Origin of the sequence: Kiloniella sp. (genome assembly GCF_965205715.1) — a bacterium.
Classification (GTDB): Bacteria; Pseudomonadota; Alphaproteobacteria; order Kiloniellales; family Kiloniellaceae; genus Kiloniella.
The window spans coordinates 535514-559610 of the sequence record NZ_CBDBHW010000006.1 but is presented as its reverse complement, the minus strand read 5'-3'; the positions used below and the strand labels follow the sequence as shown (position 1 = coordinate 559610).

The window sequence follows — 24097 nt, the reverse complement described above, 5'->3', positions numbered from 1 at the left end:
ATCTACTCAACAAAGCGGAGAAGAGCCAATAAATCGGCAGTGACAACCGCAGCATTTTTAACCCCCCCGCCGTTATCTCTTAAATCGATTATGTAGCCCTTGAGATTATCACCATTCTCCTTCTGAGCCTTACGTACTTTGTCTAACATGCTTTGAGGAGTGTGATTGTTAAAGCTTGTTATCTTAAAGTAAGCAATTCCATCTTTGGATGAGTAATATACTGTTTGCACGATAATTTTTTTACGGGTTATTTCCATTTCTATCGTGTCTGAAGCTTTATTCTTTCGAAGAACGGAAATTCTAACTTTTGAGTTTTCCGGGCCCTTCATTAAGCGTGTGATTTTTTTTTCAGATAATTGGCTGATGTTTTTCCCATCAACCCGGGTGATAATATCACCAGCCATTAACCCAACAGCTTCGGCGGGGGTTTTTTCCATGACGGCAATTATATGGGCTCCTTTGGGGTCTTTTACATAACGTATGCCCAAACCTCCGAAGCCATTTCTATTATCTCTGTTTATTTTAGCTTTATCGGGTGGAGAATAACGAGAAAATTTATCCAGCTCTCCTGCGACACCATCAAAAACAGCTTGATTTATTTTCTCACCGCTGGATTTTTGAAACTCAGATGACAGGCTTTGTGCTTCTGAAATGACTGACGCCGTTAACCAGGCCCATGCAATACTATCAAGAGTAGATGGGTAACCATGTCGGGAAATAGGTTCTCCCGAATAGGTAATCGTAAGAGAGTTGCCGTTATCAATTATTTCTAGTTCTGGATCAATTGTTGTTAAATTATCCATTGCAGCAAGGGCGAGCTGCGATACGTCAATCTCTTCAATGTAATACTCTGTGATATGATCAAAGGCATCAGTATATATTTCTGAAGCCGTTTGCAGGTCGTATTCAGCTTGGGGATTGTAGGTGGTTATGGGTAGTGAATAGGGTACTGAGCATGAGCTCAGCGAGATTATGCCTAAGGCTGTGCCTCCAAGGAATACAAGTCTTTGGCTGAGATGGCGCAGATGCTGAATAGGGCGTAAGGGCATCTACCCTTTCTCCTGTTGTTATTTAACCATTACATTTATACGAGCCCGTGACCCCGAAATAATATTATAGCAGCATATTTCTTAATTATATCAAACTGCAAGCTTACTTTCTAAATTATTTTCAGTTTAGGAATAGATAAAAGGGGCGTTATTTTCGCCTGGGCCTTTTGTTCAAGCTTCGGTTGGGTGAAGTTCCAGGTTTCTTTCCGCGAGATTTATGGCCTGTTCTGCTTCTTCTGTTTCCCTTGGGTGGGACGAGTTCATCATCATCACCTTCTACAATACGAAGAGCAACTCCTCCAGAAACGGGATTAGATTCCATAATTCGAACCATCACTTTTTCGCCGAGATGGAATTCTCGTCCCCAACGGCGTCCCGTTAGGGTGTGGTTTTTTTCATCATGGATATAATAATCATCAGGCAAGTGGCTCATGGGGACCAAACCATCAGCCCCAGTTTCATCCAGAGTGATAAAAAGACCCGCGCGATGGACGCCGTTAATCTTGCCTGGGAAAATAGTACCAATTTTGTGGGACAGAAACGATGCCGTGAAGCGGTTAACCGTGTCACGCTCAGCCGCGGCAGAGCGCCTTTCCGTTGCTGAGATGTGCTCAGCTATATCGTTGAATTTTGTCTCCTCTGCACTGGTGAGGCCATCTTTACCAAGCTTAAGTCCTCTGATGAGTGCGCGGTGAACCATCAAGTCGGAATAGCGCCGGATAGGGGATGTAAAATGGGCATACCTACTTAAGGCTAAGCCAAAATGTCCTTGGTTCGTAGGGTCGTATCTCGCTTGGCTTTGGGCGCGAAGAATAAGCTCATTAACAAGCTTTGCTTCAGGTAAGTCGGATGTTCGCTCCAAGACTTGAGTTAATACCTTTGGCCGTATGACCTGCCCCTTGGCAAACTTTATCCCCATGCCGTGTAAACTATCCGCAAGGCCTTCGATTTTTACAGGGTCGGGGGCCTCATGGACGCGGTACATGCAAGGAAGCTGACGGCTTTCCAGTTCAATGGCCGCTGCAACATTGGCCATGATCATGAATTCCTCGATAAGCTTGTGGCTATCTAGGCGATCGCGTTTGACGATATCTGTTACTTCGCCTTGCTCATCCATTTTCACCTGGAATTCAGGGATTTCAAGCTCGAGGGTTCCCCGCTTATGACGTGCTCTCAGCATGGCGTCGTAGGCCCCTTTTAGGGGCTTGATGACTGTGTCTAATAGTTCAGAGGTCGTTTCGTCAGGAGAGCCGTTTAAAGCATCTTGCACCTGCTCGTATGTCAAACGAGCTTGAGAACGCATAAGGCCACGGATGAACTTGTGTTTTACCAGTTCACCGTCAGCATCAATCCACATCTGAGCGGCTAAACAGGGGCGATCCTCATTGGGTTTTAGAGAGCACCAGCCATTGGATAGTTTCTCTGGAAGCATTGGAACGACACGGTCTGCAAAATAGGTAGAATTACCGCGTGTTTGTGCTTCATTATCAAGAGGGCTATTTGAGCGGACGTAGTGTGAGACATCCGCAATAGCAACGATAATTTTCCAGCCGCCTTCATTGTCTGGGTCAGGCTCGGCCCAGACAGCATCGTCAAAATCACGCGCATCTGCTCCGTCGATTGTGACCAGAGGCAGGTCGCGTAAATCTGTGCGTTTACCAAGCTCCGTTTTCTTGGCATCTTCGGCTTCTTGTATCGCTTCTTCAGGGAAAACGTTTGGTATCCCTCTTTCGTGAATAGCTACCAGGCTCAGAGCTCTCGGACTATTAATCTCCCCCAGAGTTTCAATAACCCGGACCTCCTTGAGGCCTTTTCTGGATCGGCCTTTGCGAATTTCACAAAGGACAAGCTCTCCTTGCTTGGCGTCTTTGGCATATTCAGGATTAAGGATGAAATCTTTTTTAGCTTTTTTATCGACAGGTTTTACGTAACCACCTTCGTCGGTGATTTGGTAAATACCCAAAATTTTCAGCTGAGCAGCTTCTAACTTGCGAATAGGAATGCCTTGGTAACTTTTATTATCCAGGCGTTTAAGCTTGGCTAATACTCTGTCACCGACCACGAGATCAAATTTACTTTTCCGATCTGGCAGCACATAAATCATTGGGGCGGGATGTTCTTCTTCCCAAGCAGCAGGGACCGCGATGAGTTCGCCGTCACTGTCGATTTTGGTGATTTCGATGACCTGAACCGGGGGTAGCCGCCCATCTAAATTGTTTTTCTTTTGGCGGGCTTCCCGTCCAAAGCGGCCTTCTTCTTTTAACTCTTTTAGAAGTTGCTTGAGCGGAATTTTATCGTTACCGCGCAGGTTGAATGCTCTGGCAATCTCCCGTTTGCCAACGGCACCAGGAGATTGTTCTATAAAGTCGAGTACCGCTTCTTTCGTGGGAAAGGGCGGGGAATTGCGATCAGTAGCCACGCCCTTATCCTATCGTTTATTTCTCTTCGGCAGTAGCTTTTTCAGCCGCCTTTTTTGTGGTTGTCTTTTTTGCTGCAGCTTTTTTAGCAGCAGGCTTTTTAGCAGCGGTCTTTTTTGCTGCCGTTTTCTTCGCTGCCGTTTTCTTCGCGGCAGGCTTTTTAGCGGCCGCTTTCTTTTTGGCAGGGGCTTTTTTCTTGAGACCCTTTTTCTCTATCTGCTTGTTGATTACTTCGATAGCTTCTTCAAGAGTTATCGTCTCAACTTCCTTATCCTTTGGAATAGACGCGTTGACTTTATTCCACTTCACGTAAGGGCCGTAACGACCGGAGTGAACGGTTATGTCGACGCTATCTTCCGGGTGAGCGCCAATGGTGCGGAGTGCAGTAGAAGGACCTCTTTTGGGAGCTTCAGCAATGAGAGCAACAGCACGATTTAGACCAACGAAGAGAACGTCATCATCACTCGTAAGTGATTTGAAGGTCGCATTATGTTTGACGTAAGGGCCAAAGCGTCCGATTCCGGCGATGATCATTTCCCCGTCATCAGGATGAGGTCCGATGTCTCGGGGAAGGGAAAGTAATCCCTGTGCGAGTTCGAAGGTTACATCGCTGATCGCGGTACCTTTTGGGATAGAAACGCGTTTCGGCTTTTTCTTTTCAACCGGTTCACCAAGCTGGATATAAACACCATAAGGGCCTTTGCGCAAAGTAACCGCGAGTTCAGTCGCAGGATCTGTGCCCAATTCTCTTGGCTGGCTGAGATCGTTTTCGCCTCCTTCCCCGTCCGGGAGGGAGAGTTGACGAGTGTAGCGACAATCAGGGTAGTTGGAGCAGCCAATAAAGCCACCTGTTTTACCTAGTTTAATGCCAAGTCGTCCATCATCACATGTTGGACATTCGCGTGGATGTTTAGTATCGGCATCTTCAGGAGTTGGGAAGAAGTGATCACTGAGATCCTCGTCCAGTGCTTCGATAACTTCTGTAATGGTGAGGCCTTTGGTCTCATCAACGGCCGTATGGAATGCTTCCCAAAAACCGCGCAGAACCTTTTTCCACTCTACTGAACCCGCTGAGATATCATCGAGTTGTGTTTCAAGGTCTGCCGTGAAGTTAAACTCGACATAGCGTGAGAAGAAATTTCTCAAGAAGGTGACGACAATTCGGCCGCGATCTTCCGGGGTAAAGCGTTTCTTTTCGAGAACCACATAATCACGGTCTTGTAAGACCTGAATAATAGAGGCGTAAGTAGAAGGACGGCCAATACCAAGCTCTTCCATCTTCTTAACCAGGCTGGCTTCAGAATAGCGCGGCGGTGGTTGGGTGAAGTGCTGTTCCTGATTTATTTCTTCACGGTTGGCGATGTCACCTTCGGTCAACTTTGGCAGGCGGCGATCATCATCCTGATCATCTTTCGCATCGTCTTTGTCTTCTTTGTATAATTTTAAGAAGCCATCAAAACGTAGAACAGATCCATTTGCCCTCAGGACGGCGCTTCCGCTGCCGACTTCTATATCAACAGCAACTTGATCAAGTATGGCACTTTCCATCTGACTGGCGACAGTACGGTTCCAGATAAGCTCATAGAGTTTACGTGCTTCATCGGTAAGGTGGCTGGCAGCATCTTTTGGTAAGAGTTCAAGGTTTGTTGGGCGGATCGCTTCGTGTGCTTCCTGCGCATTCTTTGCTTTGCTTTTATAAACGCGTGGGTTCGCAGGCAGATAGTCTTTGCCATACTGTTTGGCAATTAGGTCACGGCCTGAAGCAATCGCATCTGCGGATAAGCTAACCCCATCGGTACGCATGTAGGTAATCAGACCAACGGTTTCACCTCCGAGGTCAATGCCCTCGTAGAGTTTCTGCGCAATTTGCATGGTGCGAGAAGCGCCAAATCCTAATTTACGTGAAGCCTCTTGCTGAAGGGTTGATGTCGTAAATGGTGGATGAGGGTTTCTACGAGATTGCTTTTTCTCGACGGTTTTTACTGTGAAGCTGGTCGCATCTTCCAATACTTGAACCGCATCAGCAGCAGCTTTTGCATCGCCGAGATCAAACTTGTCGAGTTTTTTGCCGTTCAATTGGGTTAGGCGTGCAGGATATTTTTGTCCGTCAGCAGTACTGAGTTTTGCATCAACCGTCCAGTATTCCTGGGGTTTGAAAATTTCAATTTCGGATTCTCTGTCACAGATCAGGCGTAGAGCCACAGACTGAACACGGCCGGCCGAACGGCTACCCGGTAATTTGCGCCAGAGGACTGGGGAGAGTGTAAAGCCAAAAAGATAATCAAGAGCACGACGGGCGAGGTAGGCTTCAACCAATTCCATGTTGAGCTCTCTCGGTTGAGAGAAGGCTTTTTGAATAGCCGTTTTTGTCACCTCGTTAAAGACAACGCGAGAGACCGTTTTACCCTTTAATTTTTTTCTACGCTCTAACTCTTCTGCTAGGTGCCATGAAATGGCCTCTCCCTCACGATCCGGATCGGTTGCGAGGATGAGTTCGTCGGCATCTTTAAGCGACCCGATAATGTCTTTCAGACGCTTTTCTGAACCACTATCTACTTGCCAGGACATGGCAAAATCTTCGTCTGGATTGACGGATCCATCCTTTGGCGGGAGATCGCGTACATGCCCATAACTGGCAAGGACATGATAATCCTCTCCCAGATATTTGTTGATTGTTTTGGCCTTGGCAGGTGATTCAACAACGACAATTTTCATGGTTTCAGGTGCTACCTACGTCAAATATTTTTAAGTTGCCTACAGGATAAAGTCCCAAGGCCTGATTTCGTAACTCTTGCCGATAATTCGTATAAACATTAGGTCTTATGAGATCAGGGCAACCCTGTTTCCCGGTTGCCACTCGATCTGTCCAGCCAGCTCAAATTCCAGCAAGATACCGTTTAATTCATTCGGCGATAACTGACACTGCCGGAGCAGGTCATCTACATATACAGCGCTAGGACCTAACAACTCTTTTACAGAAAGTCGAGCATCATCCGCATTTATGGTAATTTTTTTCTCTGTTTTGCTCTCAAATAGAGTGGGGCTTGATGCTTTGGGTTCCCTTTTTTGGGGTGGGGGATCAAAAGGTCTTTCCAGTGTTTCCATGATATCTTCTGCACATTCTACAAGTGTTGCGCCTTGTTTGATGAGAAAATTTCCCCCTTTGCTTCTGGGATCTTGGGGGCTTCCTGGAAGGGCCATGGTTTCTCGACCCTGTTCTTGGGCGAGGCGGGCCGTTATCATGGATCCTGACTTTAAGGATGCCTCTATTACCACAACACCTCGACTTAGTCCTGAGACCAGACGATTGCGTCGTGGAAAATGTCGGGCCTGAGGCTTGCTGCCGAGAGGCATTTCGGAAATCAGCACGCCCTTTTCCATAATAGCTTCTTGTAGGGCACGATTTTCGGGTGGGTAAACGATATCAAGGCCACCTGCTATTGCTGCAATTGTTCCGGTGTTCAAAGATCCTTCATGGGCTGCCGTATCAATTCCCCTTGCAAGTCCCGAAGCAACAAGGAAGCCGTATCGTCCGAGATCCTGAGCGAGTTCTTTTGCAAGGCTTTGCCCATTTGATGAGGCATTGCGGGCACCGACAATGGCGACGGTGCGTTTTTTTAGGAAGTTTTCATTGCCTAGAACCTGAAGCAAAGGGGGGGCATCTTCTATGTGAGCGAGAAGTGGGGGGTAACTCTCTTCTCCAAGTGCAACAAGTTGCGCACCAAAAGCTTCTATCCTTGCAAATTCTTCTTCTGCTTTTTTACGTGGGAAGACAGGGTTGGATTTCCCGTTTGTACTTGCTTTTATAGGGAGGGCACTAAGCGCAGCTTTGGCGGATCCGAAGTGCTGTAACAATTTGTAAAATGTGATCGGTCCGACATTTTTTGATCGAATAAGCTGTAGCCAGTCGAGCTTTTCATCAAAATTTGAAGGAGGCATAACAAGATTAAGCATGCCATCAATTTGGGAGATTAATGGCTTATTAGTCAACCCTTGGGTGTTGTTCGAGGCTCGATTTGTTTGAATCTGTGGGCGTGTTGTAATGTTAATTTCTTGTTATAACAGGGTAAATTATTTTTTTTTACCGATTTTAGGTTCTTGCCCCTTAAGAAGGCGTCGAATGTTTTCGTGATGCCTAATCCATACCAGTACGGCAAGTACGGCTGTTAATTCCACCATTTGCAGGTCTGCATGCAGGAACCAAACTGCAATTGGGGTGGCAAGCATTGCCATTAAAGCCGACAGAGATGAAATTCTCAATGTTAGGGCGGTGACAAGCCAGGCAAGGCAAGCAACTATGCCAACCTGCCAGGAAAGAGCGAGTACGACACCAAGAGTGGTCGCGACACCCTTTCCACCTTTAAATTTAAGCCATATAGGAAAAAGATGACCAAGGACAGAGCCCAAAGCAGCGATCAATGCGGTGTCTGGTCCCCAATAGGAGGCGATGAGAACGGCAGCAGCTCCCTTACCACTATCGCATATTAGCGTAGCGAGGGCTAAGCCTTTACGGCCTGTTCGCAGAACGTTGGTTGCACCGATATTACCTGATCCGATTTGACGAATATCGCCAAGACCGAATAGTCGCGTGATAACGAGTCCAAAAGGAACAGCCCCCAATAGGTAGCTACAGAAAAATGCGATCAGATAATAAGGGGCCACATGGCTCCATGATATCGGGTCTGGCATTGGGATACTGTTCCTCAGGTAATTGAATAAACTAGTTAGGCAGATGTTCTATCATAAATCGTGCGACCATCCACCACTGTTCTTAAAACTTTGCCCTGAGCTGGGAAACCAGTAAAGGGGGAGTTCTTCGATTTACTTTTGAACTTTTCTGGGTTGATAAAGTAGGGGCTGTCAGGATTGAAGATAACCAGATCAGCTGCGCCTCCTTTGGAAATGCGTCCAACCTGAAGACCGAGAATGTCAGCGGGTTTGTTGGTAACCAAAGATAGTGCTTCGATCAGGCTAAGAGCTTTTTTATGGTAGAGCTGTAGCGCCAGAGGAAACAGGGTTTCCAGTCCGACAATTCCAAATTCAGCCTGTGCAAAGGGCAGTCGTTTAGAATCCTGATCGTGAGGGCTGTGGTCACTTGCGATCGCATCAATTGTACCGTCGGCAAGGCCTGCAAAAACCGCTTCACGATCGGTTTCAGAGCGCAAGGGGGGTGATACTTTGGCAAAGGTACGATAATCCAGAACTGAATTTTCGTTTAGGCAGAAATAATGTGGAGCTGTGTCACAAGTAACAGGCAAGCCACGGGCTTTGGCCTGGCGAATGACGTCAATAGCACCTGCAGTAGATAGGTGAGCGGCGTGATACCGGCTGCCCGTCATTTCTACCAGACGCATATCGCGTTCGACCATGATGATCTCGGCGTGGTTAGGGATACCTGACAGTCCCATGCGCGTTGAGATTTCTCCGCCGTTCATCACGCCGCCAGCCAAAGTAGGTTCTTCGGGGTGTTGAACAATAAGAGCGTTGAACGTTTTGGCATAGCTTAGTGCACGGCGCATGGTTTGTGCATTGGCGACAGCCTTGGTGCAGTCGGTAAAAGCCACTGCTCCAAACTCTGACAACAGTCCAAACTCTGTGAGTTCTTTGCCCTCAAGGTTGCGAGTGATGGCGCCATAAGGGAAGATTTTTACCATTTTGGCTTCACGCGCACGTCGTGCAACGTATTCCACACCAGAGACGTCATCCAGTATTGGTTTGGAATCCGGAAGGGCGGCAATTGCCGTTATTCCCCCAGCTGCAGCGGCTTGTCCGGCTGTCAGGATAGTTTCTTTATGCTCATCGCCGGGTTCGCGCAGGTGTACCCGCATATCGACAAGGCCAGGCGCAAGGCAATTTCCTTCACAGTCAATAACTTCGATGTCTTCAGGAACACCGTCTTTGAAGAGTTTTTCCCCGAAATCGACAATGTGCATGCCTTCAGTAAGCAAAGTGCCTTTGATATCCAGATCACTGGCAGGATCTATGATGCGTGCATTGATATAGGCGCGCTTTGTTTTGTTATCCCGCTGGCTCATGGTTTGTTCCCGTCTGCAAGTGTGCCCTGGGTCAGGGCATGGAGGCATGCCATACGGACCGCAACACCCATTTCTACCTGGGTGCGAATAAGAGAACGATCCAAATCATCAGCGAGTTCACTATCGATTTCAACGCCGCGGTTCATTGGGCCCGGGTGCATGACCAGGGCATCGGGTTTGGCCATTGCCAGCTTTTCCTGGTCGAGCCCGAAGTAGCGGAAATACTCGCGAATGGAGGGAACAAAACTACCCTGCATACGTTCCAGTTGAAGACGGAGCATCATGACGATGTCACAACCTTCCAAACCCTCTTTCATGTTATGGAAGGTATCCACGCCCATGCGGTCAACGGCGGCGGGTAGCAAAGTGGGAGGGGCGATAAGTCTGACTTCCGCACCCATGGTATTGAGCAGATGAATGTTCGAACGGGCAACACGACTGTGAGCGACATCACCGCAGATTGCAACCCGCAATCCGTAGAGATCACCCTTGCGACGACGAATAGTCAGCGCATCCAATAAAGCTTGGGTCGGATGCTCATGGCTTCCGTCACCAGCGTTGATTACAGAACCATTGACCTTTTCAGAGAGGAGTTTAACGGCTCCAGAATCCGAATGCCTGACAACCATAACGTCGGGGTGCATGGCATTGAGCGTCATGGCAGTATCGACCAGGGTTTCCCCCTTTTTGATCGAGCTTGATGCCACGGTCATATTGATAACGTCCGCACCCAACCGCTTTGCAGCAAGTTCAAATGAGGTGCGGGTTCTGGTGGAATTCTCGAAAAAGAGATTGATAACCGTTCGACCCTCGAGCAAATCAGTGGTCTTTTTAACGGCTCTGTTTTGGTCAACGTAGCCATCGGCTAGGTCAAGCAGATTGGAAATCTGGTCCGCTCTCAGGCCCTCTATTCCTAGCAGGTGCCCGTGGCCTGTAAGGCCAGCAGCGATCGTTTCAGCATAAGTAGTCATTAAAGCGGCAATATGTCATTGAAGTCTGATTAATGCAAACGACTAGCGTTGATTTTTTTGCCAAATTAAAAGCTTTCCCAAATGGTAAAATTAATTAGATGACACCACTGCTTTCCAACGAGCTTAACTCTTCTTGCTCTATATCTAATAATTCACTCAAAACATCTTTGGTATGTTCGCCCATTCGGGGTGGAGCCTTGCGATAATCCACGGGTGTTTCAGAGAATTTCATTGGACTTCCGATAAGATCAACAGAACCCCCGCTTGCTTCTGAATGTGGCATTGATATTTTCATTTCACGGGCAACCGTTTGGGGGTGGGAGAATACGCCCTTCATATCGTTTACCGGACCACAAGGGACTCCTAACGGTGGTAGGTTTTCAATCCAGTAAGCCGAGGTTTGCGTTTTTGTCACTTCACCCATCAATGGGGTGAGTTCATTGCGGTTTCTAATACGGTTCTGGTTGGTATTGAAACGGGGATCTTCGAAGAGTTCCATAGATTTTGTGAACTCACAAAATTTGCGGAATTGACCGTCGTTACCAATCGCGAGAATAAAGTGGCCATCGGAAGAAGGAAAAACATTGTAGGGAACAATATTGGGATGACCGTTGCCTAGGCGTGGAGGAAGTTCGCCAGAGGTGAGGTAGTAAAGACCCTGATTTGCGAGCCAGGCTATTTGTGTGTCGAGCAGGGAAACGTCAATAAATTGTCCCTGACCTGTACTGTTTCGATGATGTAATGCGGCGAGAATGGCGTTACTGGCATACATGCCACACATAAGGTCAACGATGGCGACGCCGACTTTCATAGGTTGCCCGTCGGGCTCGCCTGTTAAGCTCATAATGCCGCCCATTCCTTGAATTAGGAAATCGTATCCAGCTTGAGGGGCGTAGGGACCAGTTTGGCCAAAACCGGTAATCGAGCAATAAATCAGGTTGGGAAAGTCTTCTTTAAGGTCTTCGTATGAGAGACCGTATTTCGCTAGTCCTCCAACCTTAAAGTTCTCGACCAGAATATCGCACTTAGCGATCATCTTTCTTGCAAGCTTCTGTCCTTCTGGCTGGGAGATGTCCAGGCTAATTGAGCGTTTATTTCTGTTGGCAGAAAGGTAGTAGGCGCTCTCATCTGTATCCTCGCCAGATTTATCTTTTAGGAAAGGAGGGCCCCACTTGCGTGTGTCGTCACCTTGCCCCGGTCGTTCAACTTTTATGACATCGGCTCCCATATCACCCAGCATTTGTGTGCAACTTGGACCCGCCATAATCCGGGAGAGATCAAATACGCGCAATCCTGAAAGTGGACCAGTGGAGTTAGTCATGGAACATCCTTTGCTCGATGGGAACATTCTTTAATCGATGGGGCCATCTGAAGATCTTAATTAGCTTAATGTCGAAGTTCGAGTGTAGAAAGGGCTCGTACCCTAGGCAATACTGATAATGATCAATCACGGTTTTGTTTTTGATAATAACGTTTTGTTCTCTGAGGTTTGGACGGATTGAAGTTGGATCAAACCATAATTATTAATTTAATGTATTTGAATCAGATGTTTAATATTTTGTAAATCTTAATTAAGATAGATTATCATTCGCAAAGTTTTTGGTGGGAATTTATTTTTTGAGTAACAAACGGCACGTCGTGGTCTATGGCCTTTATGCGCAAGTAGCTTGTGCTATCGGCCTAACGATTTCACTTACATTGGGTGTTCTCTGGTATGCGGTACATAAACAAGACGTTGTCATTCAAAAAAACTATGCAGAGCTTATAGAACGATCCTTAAATGAGGATCTGGATGAACTTGTATATTTGACAAATGCCAACAGCTATTGGGATGACAGCTTTCAAAGCCTGGTCACAAAAACGGACTTGAAATGGGCAGGAAATCATCTTGGACAGGCGTTTCTGGAAGCGAACCAGCTTCATGAGGTTGTCGTCTTAAACCGCGATCGTAATCTTTTGTTTCAATCTTTAAATGACAAAAGAAGTGCGTCTAGGTTTTTCCCTCTTGATGGTGTGGCGCCATCATTTATGGCAGAAGTCGACCAACTCTTTGTGCAGGTGGAGCGCCGGCAACCGGAAACGGCAACTTCTGGAAGTTTTGTTGTCCATGGTGGGAAGTTGTACGCTCTATCTGTTGGTGCCATTTATCCTGATAGCTATGAACACATCCCTTCTGATTCAGCTAATAAAAAAGGCTACCTTATTCTCATTAAGATCATAGACTTTAAGAAGATTAACCCCTTTGCGAAATACCTAGGACTTAGACATCTGGCTTTCTCAGAAACAAACCCGTCGTCGGAGCTCCAACATGGCTTTGTTGTGATTGGAGAAACGGGTGCTTCTTTGGGCACTGTTGACTGGTCCTTATCCCTTAAGGGAAGCAATCTCTTTCAAGACAGCATTCCATGGATTGCTATCGTCCTTGTGGTAGTGGCTATTCTTGTATGGTTGATCGTTAAGCGGGGCCATCGGGTTATTTCTATGCTTTCTGATGAAAATTTAATTCGTGCCCTTAAAAGAGAAAAATTGGAAAGGCAGGCACAAGCTTTAAAAGTGCTGGTGCAGGAGAACTTACACGGAGAAAAAACGGGAGAGGGAATTTTAAAGCTCGCCACATCTGTGTCCTGTGAGGCGTTAGAAGCAAGTGAAGCAACTATCTGGTTGTTGGGGGAAGGAGATGAGAGTGTGGCATGCCATAACAGATTTTTGTCTTCGAAAGGGGGGCATGTCTCCAATATTCGCCCTCTTCCGCAGGCGGTATTTGATGAACTGATTGAGGAGTTGAGCAAATACCAAATCACTTCTTCAAAAAAGTCAGAAGGTGGTCATGCCCTTATCGCACTGAAGAATTTTCTTCTCAGTCGTTATGATATTCATAGTGCAATTAGTGTGGGTATTTTCCAAAAGGACACTCTCAAGGGAATCTTAACGGTTGAACGAAAAGCATTGAGTGAAGATTGGCCGGTTGAAGAAATAACTTTCATGGAATCCGTTGCAAATCTTCTTTCTTTGATGCTTGAAAAAAAAGAGCGGCTACAGGTGGAGAAGAGCCTTGTCGTGGCAAAAGATGAAGCCATTGCTGCCAACAAGGCGAAGTCAGAATTTTTAGCGAATATGAGTCATGAATTACGCACGCCATTAAATGCAATTATTGGATTTTCAGATATCCTCAAAGAAGAGCGGATTGGCGCTATTGTGCCGGTAAAGTATCGTGATTATGCCGAGGATATACATGAAAGCGGAACGCATTTGCTGAGCTTAATTTCTGATATTCTTGATATATCAAAAATTGAGGCAAAAAGTTATCGGATTGAACGGGAAGCGACTGATGTAAACGAGCTGTCTGCTTCTGTTATCAGGTTGATGTCCCCACGTGCTGTCGAACAGAACATATCCTTGGTTTCTCAGCTTGAAGAAAACCTGTCACCTGTTCTTGCCGATCAACGTGCTTTAAAGCAGGTGCTTTTGAATTTGTTGTCTAATGCTGTGAAATTTTCCCACGTAGGGGGCGAAGTAATATTGCGCACAAAATCGGGTTCTGGGGAGATGGCAATTATCGAGATTGAAGATTTTGGGGTCGGGATTTCCAGAGAACATCAAGAGAAAATAGGGGAAGCGTTCTATCAGGGGGACAGTTCTATAAGTAAACAATATGGTGGCTCAGGATTGGGTCTGTATATTTCAAAAAGCCTTTGTGAAATGCACGGTGGTTTTGTGCAGGTAAAGAGTGAACCCGGCAGAGGGACGCTCTTTACCCTTAATTGGCCCTTTTCAAAAGTACTTGGCAACAATATTGCGGTTATCAATTCTTTACCTAACCCCAAATCTAGAATTGGATTGATTTAAAGGTGAGTTATTTGGGTCCCATGAGGTACCAAAGGATCAACCCGATGATAGGTAGAAGTAAAATGATAACGATCCAGAGAACTTTAGACCCCGTTGACGCGTGACTTTGAAAAATTTTAACGATTGCCCAAATATCCGCAATAAGGATAAGTAATCCAAAAATACCCCCGACTTCTAAACCAAACATTTCTTGCTTCCTTTTGAATTCAACGATTAAGCCTGTGTTGTCTATTCATTAGAGAGTACAGAGTTCGGAAGATATTGGGTATTGGTATGATTACTGATGGGAAGAGTTCAGGAAATAACGTTTGATTACCCGTGCTGCTCTTTGCGCGGTCCCATGAAGTACCAAAAAGAGAACCCGAACAGCGGGATGAGGGCAACGGTGACTATCCACAAAATTTTTACAATACTGCTTTCATGGCTTTGGAAAATTTTGGTAATTGCCCATAGATCTACAATAAGTATGTTCAGCGACAATAACCTTGGCCGGTTGCGACAACCACCTTGGCCGGTGGATCTGATCATTAAAAAGGGCGTGCCCGTTTGATAATCAGATCCACCGGCCAAGGCTTAATTTGGTGTTAGTTACAAGCTGCTGTGAGTTGATAAATTAGGAACCTCTAGATGTAATTGGAGGAACCTGTTTGCCGTATAAATTTATCACAGATGAACAACTGAGACTTTACATGACAGATAGAAAAACTCATGGTCAACGAACCGCCGCTGCCCGCGCAGGGTTTAGCGAACGCACGGCCCGCCGATTTGACGTTGATGCGACTTTACCGTCACAACGCAATATAAAGCGAGGGCGAACAGTTTCTGATCCGCTTGAAGATATCTGGGATAAGGACATCCTTCCCATTTTGGATAAAGACAACTCGGTCAAACCCATTACTTTGTTGCGCCACATACAGAGCCTCTATCCGCTCCGTTTTCCCGATGACCGTGTCAAGCGCACGTTAGAGCGCCGAGTTCGGGGATGGCGGGCTCTGAATGGCCCTGAAAAGGATATCATTTTCAGGCAAACACCTGAGCCGGGTTACATGGGCCAATCAGATTTCACGGATGCAGCCGACTTAAGTATTACCATTGCAGGAGATCCTTTGGTGCATCGGCTCTATCATTTTGTTCTGGTATATAGCCGATGGGAACATGTTGGGGTCGTACTTGGCGGTGAGAGTTTTACAGCCCTTGCGGAGAACTTACAAAATGCGCTTTGGTCCTTGGGGGGCGCTCCTGAAAACCACCGGACCGACAGCCTGTCTGCGGCCTTTCGGAATTTGAGCGTTGAGGAAAAGGAGGACATTACCAAACGTTATTCTGCTTTTGTTGAGCACTACGGTATGGAGGCCAGTCGAAATAACAGAGGGGAATCACACGAGAACGGTGCCATTGAATCTCACCACGGTCACCTTAAGACTGCGATAAAGCAGGCCCTGATTTTGCGTGGCAGTAATGACTTTGACACTTTGGATGAGTATCGGCGATTTTTGGACGAGCTGATTGCTAGACGGAACAAACATCGTGACCAAGATATCCAAACAGAGTTGAAATCTCTCAAGGCGTTACCTCCTCGGCGAACAACAGATTACACTGAAGTCGTGTCGAGAGTTACCAAAACAAGTGGTTTTTTAGTTAAGCAGGTTTTTTATAGCGCCCCTTCTCGCCTAATTGGTCAACGCTTGCGTGTCCATATTTACGATAACCGGATAGAAGCCTATCTAGGCAGCACTCATGTCGTCAGCCATTCTCGTGAGCGGGGGCACGGCAAAGGCCCCCGCATTCATGTTATCAATTATCATCACGTCATTCATGCTCTCAAACGTAAACCTCAGGCACTCGCCAATTCTATTTATCGTGACAGTATTTTTCCAAGAACCGAGTACTCCCTGGCCTGGACATTGTTTCAGAAAAAGTTGTCCCGCAGAGATGCGTGTCGTCAGATGGTTGGGATACTTTTCCTTGCGCACGAAGAGGCTTGTGAGGCCGAAGTCGCGCACCTGATTTCGAGAGAAATCAATGCAGGAAGGCTACCTTGCGCAAAAAAACTTAAGCTGAATATCACAAAAAAGAACACGGATTTACCTCCTGATATTCCCGTGGTTCAACCTTCATTATCAGTCTTTGATACTCTGTTGGAGGATCGGGCATGACAAACATTGAAGTGGATCAGCACAAGCTGCCTCTTATGCTAACTGACTTACGATTACCCAGCTTTCACAAACACTGGCAAGATATCGCAATCCAATCCGACAAGGAGGGCTGGTCAGCAGCCAGGTTCCTTGCCGTTTTGGCCGAATATGAATTGGCCGAAAGGGACACGCGACGCATTCAACGCCATCTCAACGCATCAAACCTGCTGGGCGGAAAAACTCTGGCCACTTTTAACTTCAAGCGGCTGCCTAACGTGAAAAAGGCGCAGGTCGAAGCCTTGTCTGCCGGTGACTGGATTGACGCAAGAGCAAATCTGATTGCCATTGGAAATTCAGGGGGAGGAAAAACTCATCTCCTATGCGCCGTAGGTTATGCTCTTATAGAGGCTGGATACCGTGTGCTCTATACGCAAACCAGTGATCTGGTGCAAAAACTCCAGGCTGCCAGACGTGAACTTATGCTCGAAAACGCCCTCGCAAAACTCGATAAATTTGATCTCATCATTCTCGATGATATTACCTATGCACAAAGGGATATATCTGAAACATCCGTGCTCTTTGAATTGATCGCCAGACGATATGAGTACCGAAGTATTGCAATTGCTGCCAATCAACCTTTTAGCGGATGGGACAATATTTTTCAAGATAAGGCCATGACCGTTGCAGCAATCGATCGTCTTGTTCACCACTCAACCATTCTTGAGATGAATATCGACAGCTACAGACAATGGGAAGCCGCCCAAAATCTCAAAAAAATGTTGCGGAAAACCACAAACAAAAAGGTGAAAAATATGCCTGAAGCATCGTAAATAAACGTCAGATCACAGCCGCATCAAAAGCGGCCAAGGTGGTTGACGCAACCGGACAAAGTGGTTGACGCTCTACAAATAAGTATGACAAAACCAATAATGCTGCCGGTTTCATGGCTAATCATTAGCTGCGTTTCCTTAAGTTAACTTTCTTTGAATGGTTCTGACACAGGTGCCCTAGGATTTTGGTATTGATTACACGCAAAAGAAGAATGTAAACATTCGTATTACTACTGAGTCCTGAGCAGGAAATGATGGGTCTTAGGGGGTAATGCAAGCGTTCAAAACGAGAAAATTTTGGCTCTTCTCCGCTTTGTTGAGTAGAAAAAAGATGCCGACCGCCAAGTAACCTGTTGATATGTATGGTTTCTGATAACTTTACATAGAGCAGGTATATGACAATCAACATCTCGCAGCATATTTTAGGCCTCAAAGGGCAACGTGTAAATGAAATTAAACTGGATGACGGCGGTGTTAAGATTGTCATTCACTGCAGCCGAGACGCGCGTAGGAGGGCTATAGACCCTGCTACAGGCCAGAAGGGAAGCATCAACCAGCATGTCCGCCGACAAGTAAACGACATCCCCCTTTTTGGGTATCCTTGTGTGGTCGAGATTGAGCTGGCGCAGGTTTATATTAACAAGGGCGAACGCCGCATTGAGGGGTGTGATTTTGTTGATAAAGGGTGCCGTTTCACTCACCGATTTTGCCGACTGATCAGTGGATTATGTCGGCATATGTCTATTCAAGCGGTTTCCAGACATTTGGATATACGATGGGAAACGGTCAAGAATATCGACAGGGCATACCTTATTGAAACTCTCCCTACGCTTGATCCTGCAGAGCTAACTGGCTTGGAATATATTGGTGTAGATGAAGTTGCCCGGGCGAAAGGTCATGACTACATGACGGTGGTCTACGATATGGTTGGCGGTCATCTGATCTGGGTTGAAGCAGGCCGAACTGCCGAGGTTTTTTCAAGGTTTTTGAAACAACTGCAACCAGATACAGCCTGCAAAATAAAGGCCGTAGCGATGGATATGGGGCCTGCCTACCAAAAGGCTGTCAGAGAGTCCTTGCCGTTGGCCGACATAGTATTTGACCGTTTCCACGTCATGAAAAACTACAGCAAAGCTATCCATAATCAGCGTCGACTTGAGTTCAGAAAGGCCGATCCAAGTGGTAAAGAGTTGATGAAAGGGACACATTATCTGTTGCTCAAAAATGCGGATAAGTTGAGTGAAAAACAAAGTGACAAGCTGCAAAGGTTGCTGGAGAGCAATAGCAACCTGAATGCACTTTACGTCTTGAAAGAACAGCTTCAGCTGCTGTGGAGTGCCGCTTCATTTGAGGCGATGGCGGAGCAACTGGAACGTTGGTGCCTGATAGCAGATCAGTCACAGATGCTCTATCTAAAAAAGTTCGCGAAATCCCTACGGAAACATTGTGTGGGCATCTGCAACTACGCCAAACACAAGCTCACAAGCGCCAGGATAGAGGCTGGTAATGTCAGTATAGGAATGATCCGTAAGCGAGCCAGAGGCATCAAGGATACCGAATACTTCAAACTCAAAATTAGACAATCATCCATTCCAGATAATCAATCTATGCTCTATTTGAAATCCTAAATCTACTCAACAAAGCGGAGAAGTGCCTATATTAACAAGGGCGAACGCCGCATTGAGGGGTGTGATTTTGTTGATAAAGGGTGCCGTTTCACTCACCGATTTTGCCGACTGATCAGTGGATTATGTCGGCATATGTCTATTCAAGCGGTTTCCAGACATTTGGATATACGATGGGAAACGGTCAAGAATATCGACAGGGCATACCTTATTGAAACTCTCCCTACGCTTGATCCTGCAGAGCTAACTGGCTTGGAATATATTGGTGTAGATGAAGTTGCCCGGGCGAAAGGTCATGACTACATGACGGTGGTCTACGATATGGTTGGCGGTCATCTGATCTGGGTTGAAGCAGGCCGAACTGCCGAGGTTTTTTCAAGGTTTTTGAAACAACTGCAACCAGATACAGCCTGCAAAATAAAGGCCGTAGCGATGGATATGGGGCCTGCCTACCAAAAGGCTGTCAGAGAGTCCTTGCCGTTGGCCGACATAGTATTTGACCGTTTCCACGTCATGAAAAACTACAGCAAAGCTATCCATAATCAGCGTCGACTTGAGTTCAGAAAGGCCGATCCAAGTGGTAAAGAGTTGATGAAAGGGACACATTATCTGTTGCTCAAAAATGCGGATAAGTTGAGTGAAAAACAAAGTGACAAGCTGCAAAGGTTGCTGGAGAGCAATAGCAACCTGAATGCACTTTACGTCTTGAAAGAACAGCTTCAGCTGCTGTGGAGTGCCGCTTCATTTGAGGCGATGGCGGAGCAACTGGAACGTTGGTGCCTGATAGCAGATCAGTCACAGATGCTCTATCTAAAAAAGTTCGCGAAATCCCTACGGAAACATTGTGTGGGCATCTGCAACTACGCCAAACACAAGCTCACAAGCGCCAGGATAGAGGCTGGTAATGTCAGTATAGGAATGATCCGTAAGCGAGCCAGAGGCATCAAGGATACCGAATACTTCAAACTCAAAATTAGACAATCATCCATTCCAGATAATCAATCTATGCTCTATTTGAAATCCTAAATCTACTCAACAAAGCGGAGAAGTGCCAAAATTTTCATGAAATCGAAGTGCAAAAGGAAATTGCACAACTTAAGGGTGTGTGCGTAATTATCTGCTAGGTTGGGACGTCGAAAAGTATTCTTTGTTGCTTCCTAAGCATAACAAGAATAGCAGGTGTGAAGGCTTCTTCGTAATGTTCTATTGAATTGGGTCGGTAATTAACGACGGCGTTAGTATTTTAACTGACGCTGGATAGCGTCCAATGCTCCCTGCAGGATATAAGCAGCAGCTGCCTTATCAACGACCTCTGCCCGACGTTTGCGGGTCATATCTGCTTCACCAATGAGAAAACGTTCGACAGCAGAAGTTGACATCCGCTCATCCCAAAAGACAATCGGCAGGTCAATGTTGGCTATAGCCTGGAGATTCTCTGCAAGAGTTCGGACAGACTGACAACGGGGTCCTTCGGTACCATCCATATTAACGGGGAGCCCCATTACAATACCACCGATGTTTCTGTCCAAACAGATCGCTTTGAGTTCTTCGGCATCTTTCTTGAATTTTGTTCTTTTAATCGTGCCTATGGGGGATGCGACGGTGAAGTCCCGATCAGATACTGCCATGCCAATGGTTTTTGTCCCGGGGTCAAGGCCAAGAAGGCGCTGATTACGGTCAAGAATATCTGGCAGGTCATGGATGTCGAGGTCTTGCACTTTGGGCTCACTTACTACTTTGTTCCAAGGGGAACTAGCTTATAGTTCCAGCACAGGATTTGTTCTCAGGGGTGCGCGATCATGCGCGACAGTCTGTCATCTGGCAAGACACCTGTTTGATTGAGATATAATGCTATGAAAATAGTTTAGCTGAAGTTGATGGGAATTAATATGTTTGGTGGTTTTGGCAATCTGATCGCAGCGTTTATAGTGTTTTTGATATTGCACTCCATCCCTCCCATGCAACGCGTGAAAAGTTATCTGATCTCCGTTATGGGTAAGAGGGGGTACTATTTCAGCTATTCGGTAGTTTCCGTTCTGGTGTTGGTATGGCTGATCAGAGAAGTTTGGGCTGCACCCTATATTGAAGTTTGGCCTTTTGAGGCCTGGGCAGCCCGCGCAACCGCTCATACAATGCCATTAGCAACAATCATTTTTGTGGCAGGGTTTTTAAGGCCGAACCCTCTGTCTATTGGTCCAAGTGACGGTTACGACAAGAAGCGCCAAGGGTTTGTCGGTATTGTCCGTCATCCTGCCCTTTGGGGTTTTGCTCTTTGGGCTGGGGCGCATCTTCTTCCAAATGGGAGCCTTGCAGAAGTGTTGTTTTTTGGCGGATTATTAGTCCTATCACTCGCGGGAATGGCTATCGTTGATCGCCGTAAAAAACGTACTTTAGGTGCGGTGGCTTGGAATGAATTATCTTCGGGAACATCAAATATCCCTTTTCTCGGGCTGTTAAAGGGCGGGAATTGTCGGCCTACAGTAAAAGATGTTTATGCCTTTTTGGGGGGATTGGCTCTCTTTGCTATGGCAATATTCCTGCATCCTATACTATTTGATGTTTATCCCTTATCTGGCTTTAGTTGAGGGTAAGTGCGAAAATCAAGTTTTGAAATGTTGAAGTCCTCAAGCTTGGAGGAGTGACAACTTGTCCCTTGAAATATTACAATGTGGTCGTAAGTTCTGTGGTCATATACTTATTAGTGAAGCGTAGAGCTTTTCTTTATGGTATTAATTCTTAGTCAAATTTTTTTGGGTGCTTGCTCGCATGTCTCAGCCTGAATTCACAGGTGAAGCAAAGGTTGGTAAAACTGGTTTACGCCGCATATGTTTAATTGGACTGGGGTGGACGTGCATTCTTCTCGGGGTGATTGGTGTTGTTTTACCACTTTTGCCGACGACTCCCTTTTTGCTGGTTGCGCTTTGGGCTTTTTCTCATTCCTCCCTCCGCTTTCACAACTGGCTTTATACCCATAAGTACCTGGGTCCCATGGTCCAGGACTGGAATAAATTCCATGTTATCCCAAAGAAGGCGAAGATTTTAGCCGTCACCATGATGAGTGCCAGCCTCGTTTTAATTGCCTACAAGGGCGTTTTACCCCTATGGGGCCTTGTGTTGGTTGGATTAAGCCTGTCTTGCGTGGCTTTGTTTATCATCAGATGTCCTAGTAAACGTCCTCAGAATATCAATAATTAAAGTTAGTTTGCGTTAATTTTTGCGCTGAGAAGAGTTTCAAAAATTCTCATTTCGATGAAGAAATTCCCGAGATAAATTTGAAATCCTGGTTTCTTGCAAAAGAAAAGATGTTTCCGAGCACAAAAATGCTGTTACCGGGCGTTGCAGCCTTGGCTAACGGGTGCTACTTTCCGCACGAAATTAGTACGTGATACTTTCGATATCCATAGAAGATTGGAACCGAGTATGTCTGTCGACAAAAAAACGGTCGCGAAAATTGCCTCTTTGGCGCGCATCCGGGTTGATGAAGAACAACAAGAAGCACTGACCGGGGAACTAAATCAGATCCTTGGCTGGATTGAGCAACTCTCAGAGCTCGATACTGAGGGTGTCGAGCCAATGACATCTGTTGTTGAAATGAGCCAACCTCTACGTGAAGACGTGGTCAATGACGGGCACTATGTTGATCGGGTGACAAAAAATGCACCTGAGTCTGCCCATGGTTTCTTTGCTGTTCCTAAGGTGATCGAATAATGAGCAACCTCACACATCTAACAATTGCCGATGCTATCGATGGCATGGACAAGGGCGATTTTACCGCTCGTGAACTGACCGAAGCACACGTAAGTGCGATGGAAGAAACCCGCGATCTCAATGCATATATCGTTGAGACTCCGGAAATTGCCCTCGAAATGGCAGATGCTTCCGACAAGCGTCGTGCCGCTGGCAATGCCGGTATTATGGAGGGGATTCCGATCGCAATGAAGGATCTCTTCTGTACGGAAGGGACCCAGACAACTGCCGCTTCACGCATTCTCGAAGGTTTTGTACCAACTTACGAATCAACTGTTTCAGGTAATCTCTGGAACGCTGGTGCGGTAATGCTTGGGAAATCGAACCTTGATCAGTTTGCGATGGGTTCTGCCAACATTACATCCTACTTTGGAAACGTGATTAACCCTTGGCAACGCGAAGGTAGTGATGCTCAACTCACGCCTGGTGGATCGTCTGGTGGTTCCGCTGCAACTGTAGCTGCGCGCGCCGCTATGGCCGCGACTGGAACGGATACTGGTGGTTCCATTCGTCAGCCAGCTGCTTTCTCTGGTATCGTGGGTATGAAGCCGACTTATGGTCGCTGCTCTCGCTGGGGTGTTGTTGCTTTTGCTTCGTCTCTTGATCAGGCCGGTCCCATGACCCGCTCTGTTCGAGATGCCGCGATTATGCTCGAAGCAATGGCTGGCTATGACGAAAAAGATTCGACCTCTGTCAAACTAGATGTCCCGAGTTATCAAAAAGCACTTACGGGTGATATCAGAGGCCTGAAAGTTGGTATTCCAAAAGAATATCGTATGGATGGTACGCCGAAAGAAATCGATCAGGCTTGGGAGCAGGGTATTGAATGGCTCAAAGCTGCAGGTGCTGAGCCAGTTGAGATCAGTCTGCCGCATACTAAATATGCTTTGCCAGCTTATTACATTATTGCCCCGGCTGAATGTTCTTCAAACCTCGCTCGCTATGACGGCGTTCGTTACGGTCTGCGCATCGATGGTGAAAGCCTTGATGACATGTACGAAAGAACCCGTGCAGAAGGTTTCGGCGATGAAGTTAAGCGCCGTATCCTGATCGGGACTTATGTTCTCTCAGCTGGTTATTACGATGCCTATTACAACAAAGCCCGTCGCGTTCGTACTTTGATCGCAAATGATTTCAAAAAGGCCTATGAGAGCGTTGATGTGATCCTCACCCCAACAGCTCCAAGCCCAGCTTTTGGCATCGGTGAGAAAATGGATGATCCGATTGCCATGTACTTGAACGATGTCTTTACCGTTCCTGCAAGTCTTGCAGGCCTTCCAGGGATTTCTATTCCAACGGCCATCTCAAGCGAGGGTACGCCACTTGGGCTACAGCTGCTGGGTAAGGCTTTTGATGAAGAGACCGTTCTTAAAGTCGCTGGTGTTGTTGAAGAAGCCGCAGGCTTCTCTGCTCTTCCGCAGCTGATTGCAGGAGGCAAATAA

General features: G+C 46.5%; 20 protein-coding genes and 1 pseudogene. 9 read left to right on the top strand and 12 right to left on the bottom strand.

All coding sequences use genetic code 11. The annotated features are described in order from the left end of the window. Positions 1 to 2: 2 nt before the first annotated feature. The 8 genes from ACOGW3_RS07465 to ACOGW3_RS07430 form a co-directional block, all read right to left on the bottom strand. Complete coding sequence (locus ACOGW3_RS07465; RefSeq protein WP_419902384.1) at positions 3 to 1049, bottom strand: S41 family peptidase; 1047 nt, start codon at positions 1047 to 1049, stop codon at positions 3 to 5. Between the two features lie 148 nt (positions 1050 to 1197). After that, complete coding sequence (gene rnr / locus ACOGW3_RS07460; protein WP_419902383.1) at positions 1198 to 3468, bottom strand: ribonuclease R; 2271 nt, start codon at positions 3466 to 3468, stop codon at positions 1198 to 1200. Positions 3469 to 3484: 16 nt separating this feature from the next. Beyond that, complete coding sequence (gene topA, locus ACOGW3_RS07455) at positions 3485 to 6181, bottom strand: type I DNA topoisomerase (RefSeq protein ID WP_419902382.1); 2697 nt, start codon at positions 6179 to 6181, stop codon at positions 3485 to 3487. A 105-nt stretch (positions 6182 to 6286) separates the two neighbouring features. Then, complete coding sequence (gene dprA / locus ACOGW3_RS07450; protein ID WP_419902381.1) at positions 6287 to 7420, bottom strand: DNA-processing protein DprA; 1134 nt, start codon at positions 7418 to 7420, stop codon at positions 6287 to 6289. 117 nt (positions 7421 to 7537) lie between these two features. Further along, positions 7538 to 8155, bottom strand: coding sequence for a glycerol-3-phosphate 1-O-acyltransferase PlsY (gene plsY / locus ACOGW3_RS07445; RefSeq protein WP_419902380.1), 618 nt, complete (start codon positions 8153 to 8155; stop codon positions 7538 to 7540). 35 nt (positions 8156 to 8190) lie between these two features. Beyond that, the gene (gene pyrC / locus ACOGW3_RS07440; RefSeq protein WP_419902379.1) at positions 8191 to 9501 is read right to left on the bottom strand and encodes a dihydroorotase; all 1311 of its coding nucleotides are present in this window, start codon (positions 9499 to 9501) and stop codon (positions 8191 to 8193) included. After that, positions 9498 to 10472 (bottom strand): aspartate carbamoyltransferase catalytic subunit, encoded by a 975-nt coding sequence (locus ACOGW3_RS07435; protein WP_419902378.1) that lies wholly within the window; start codon positions 10470 to 10472, stop codon positions 9498 to 9500. The genes pyrC and ACOGW3_RS07435 overlap by 4 nt, the downstream gene beginning before the upstream one ends. Before the next feature lie 94 nt (positions 10473 to 10566). Next, the gene (locus ACOGW3_RS07430; protein ID WP_419902377.1) at positions 10567 to 11793 is read right to left on the bottom strand and encodes a CaiB/BaiF CoA transferase family protein; all 1227 of its coding nucleotides are present in this window, start codon (positions 11791 to 11793) and stop codon (positions 10567 to 10569) included. Between the two features lie 296 nt (positions 11794 to 12089). Here ACOGW3_RS07430 and ACOGW3_RS07425 point away from each other — a divergent pair, with 296 nt between their 5' ends. Then, positions 12090 to 14318, top strand: coding sequence for an ATP-binding protein (locus tag ACOGW3_RS07425; RefSeq protein ID WP_419902376.1), 2229 nt, complete (start codon positions 12090 to 12092; stop codon positions 14316 to 14318). A gap of 7 nt (positions 14319 to 14325) precedes the next feature. Here the strand turns inward: ACOGW3_RS07425 and ACOGW3_RS07420 are convergent, their stop codons facing one another. Beyond that, positions 14326 to 14505 carry a PLDc N-terminal domain-containing protein gene (locus tag ACOGW3_RS07420; RefSeq protein ID WP_419902375.1) on the bottom strand — a complete coding sequence of 60 codons (180 nt, stop codon included), beginning with the start codon at positions 14503 to 14505 and terminating at the stop codon, positions 14326 to 14328. Between the two features lie 125 nt (positions 14506 to 14630). Next, a complete protein-coding gene (locus ACOGW3_RS07415; RefSeq protein WP_419902374.1) occupies positions 14631 to 14846 on the bottom strand; it encodes a PLD nuclease N-terminal domain-containing protein in 216 nt (71 codons plus the stop codon). A 119-nt stretch (positions 14847 to 14965) separates the two neighbouring features. Between ACOGW3_RS07415 and istA the strand changes: the two genes are divergently transcribed. Next, positions 14966 to 16474: an IS21 family transposase gene (gene istA / locus ACOGW3_RS07410; RefSeq protein WP_419901087.1), complete on the top strand. Its 1509-nt coding sequence runs from the start codon at positions 14966 to 14968 to the stop codon at positions 16472 to 16474. Next, positions 16471 to 17283 carry an IS21-like element helper ATPase IstB gene (gene istB / locus ACOGW3_RS07405; protein ID WP_419901088.1) on the top strand — a complete coding sequence of 271 codons (813 nt, stop codon included), beginning with the start codon at positions 16471 to 16473 and terminating at the stop codon, positions 17281 to 17283. The genes istA and istB overlap by 4 nt, the downstream gene beginning before the upstream one ends. Positions 17284 to 17407: 124 nt before the next feature. Here the strand turns inward: istB and ACOGW3_RS07400 are convergent, their stop codons facing one another. Continuing rightward, positions 17408 to 17692 (bottom strand): hypothetical protein, encoded by a 285-nt coding sequence (locus ACOGW3_RS07400; protein ID WP_419902373.1) that lies wholly within the window; start codon positions 17690 to 17692, stop codon positions 17408 to 17410. On the opposite strand from ACOGW3_RS07400, the gene ACOGW3_RS07395 reads away from it, so the two are divergent. Together ACOGW3_RS07395 and ACOGW3_RS07390 are read left to right on the top strand one after the other, a co-directional pair. Next, a complete protein-coding gene (locus ACOGW3_RS07395) occupies positions 17679 to 18911 on the top strand; it encodes an ISL3 family transposase (protein WP_419901077.1) in 1233 nt (410 codons plus the stop codon). The genes ACOGW3_RS07400 and ACOGW3_RS07395 overlap by 14 nt on opposite strands. A gap of 39 nt (positions 18912 to 18950) precedes the next feature. Then, positions 18951 to 19934 (top strand): annotated as a pseudogene (locus ACOGW3_RS07390) (ISL3 family transposase); the annotation flags it as partial. A gap of 209 nt (positions 19935 to 20143) precedes the next feature. Here ACOGW3_RS07390 and ruvX read toward each other — a convergent pair. Next, complete coding sequence (ruvX, locus tag ACOGW3_RS07385; protein ID WP_419902372.1) at positions 20144 to 20626, bottom strand: Holliday junction resolvase RuvX; 483 nt, start codon at positions 20624 to 20626, stop codon at positions 20144 to 20146. Between the two features lie 171 nt (positions 20627 to 20797). Between ruvX and ACOGW3_RS07380 the strand changes: the two genes are divergently transcribed. From ACOGW3_RS07380 to gatA, 4 genes are all read left to right on the top strand, one after another. Then, positions 20798 to 21493, top strand: coding sequence for an NnrU family protein (locus tag ACOGW3_RS07380; RefSeq protein ID WP_419902371.1), 696 nt, complete (start codon positions 20798 to 20800; stop codon positions 21491 to 21493). 181 nt (positions 21494 to 21674) lie between these two features. After that, on the top strand, positions 21675 to 22103 hold the full coding sequence (locus ACOGW3_RS07375) for a YbaN family protein (protein ID WP_419902370.1): 429 nt from the start codon (positions 21675 to 21677) through the stop codon (positions 22101 to 22103). A gap of 225 nt (positions 22104 to 22328) precedes the next feature. Further along, positions 22329 to 22616: an Asp-tRNA(Asn)/Glu-tRNA(Gln) amidotransferase subunit GatC gene (gene gatC, locus ACOGW3_RS07370; protein WP_419902369.1), complete on the top strand. Its 288-nt coding sequence runs from the start codon at positions 22329 to 22331 to the stop codon at positions 22614 to 22616. After that, entirely contained in the window at positions 22616 to 24097 is a 1482-nt protein-coding gene (gene gatA / locus ACOGW3_RS07365; protein ID WP_419902368.1) for an Asp-tRNA(Asn)/Glu-tRNA(Gln) amidotransferase subunit GatA, read from the top strand. Before gatC ends, gatA begins: the two co-directional genes overlap by 1 nt.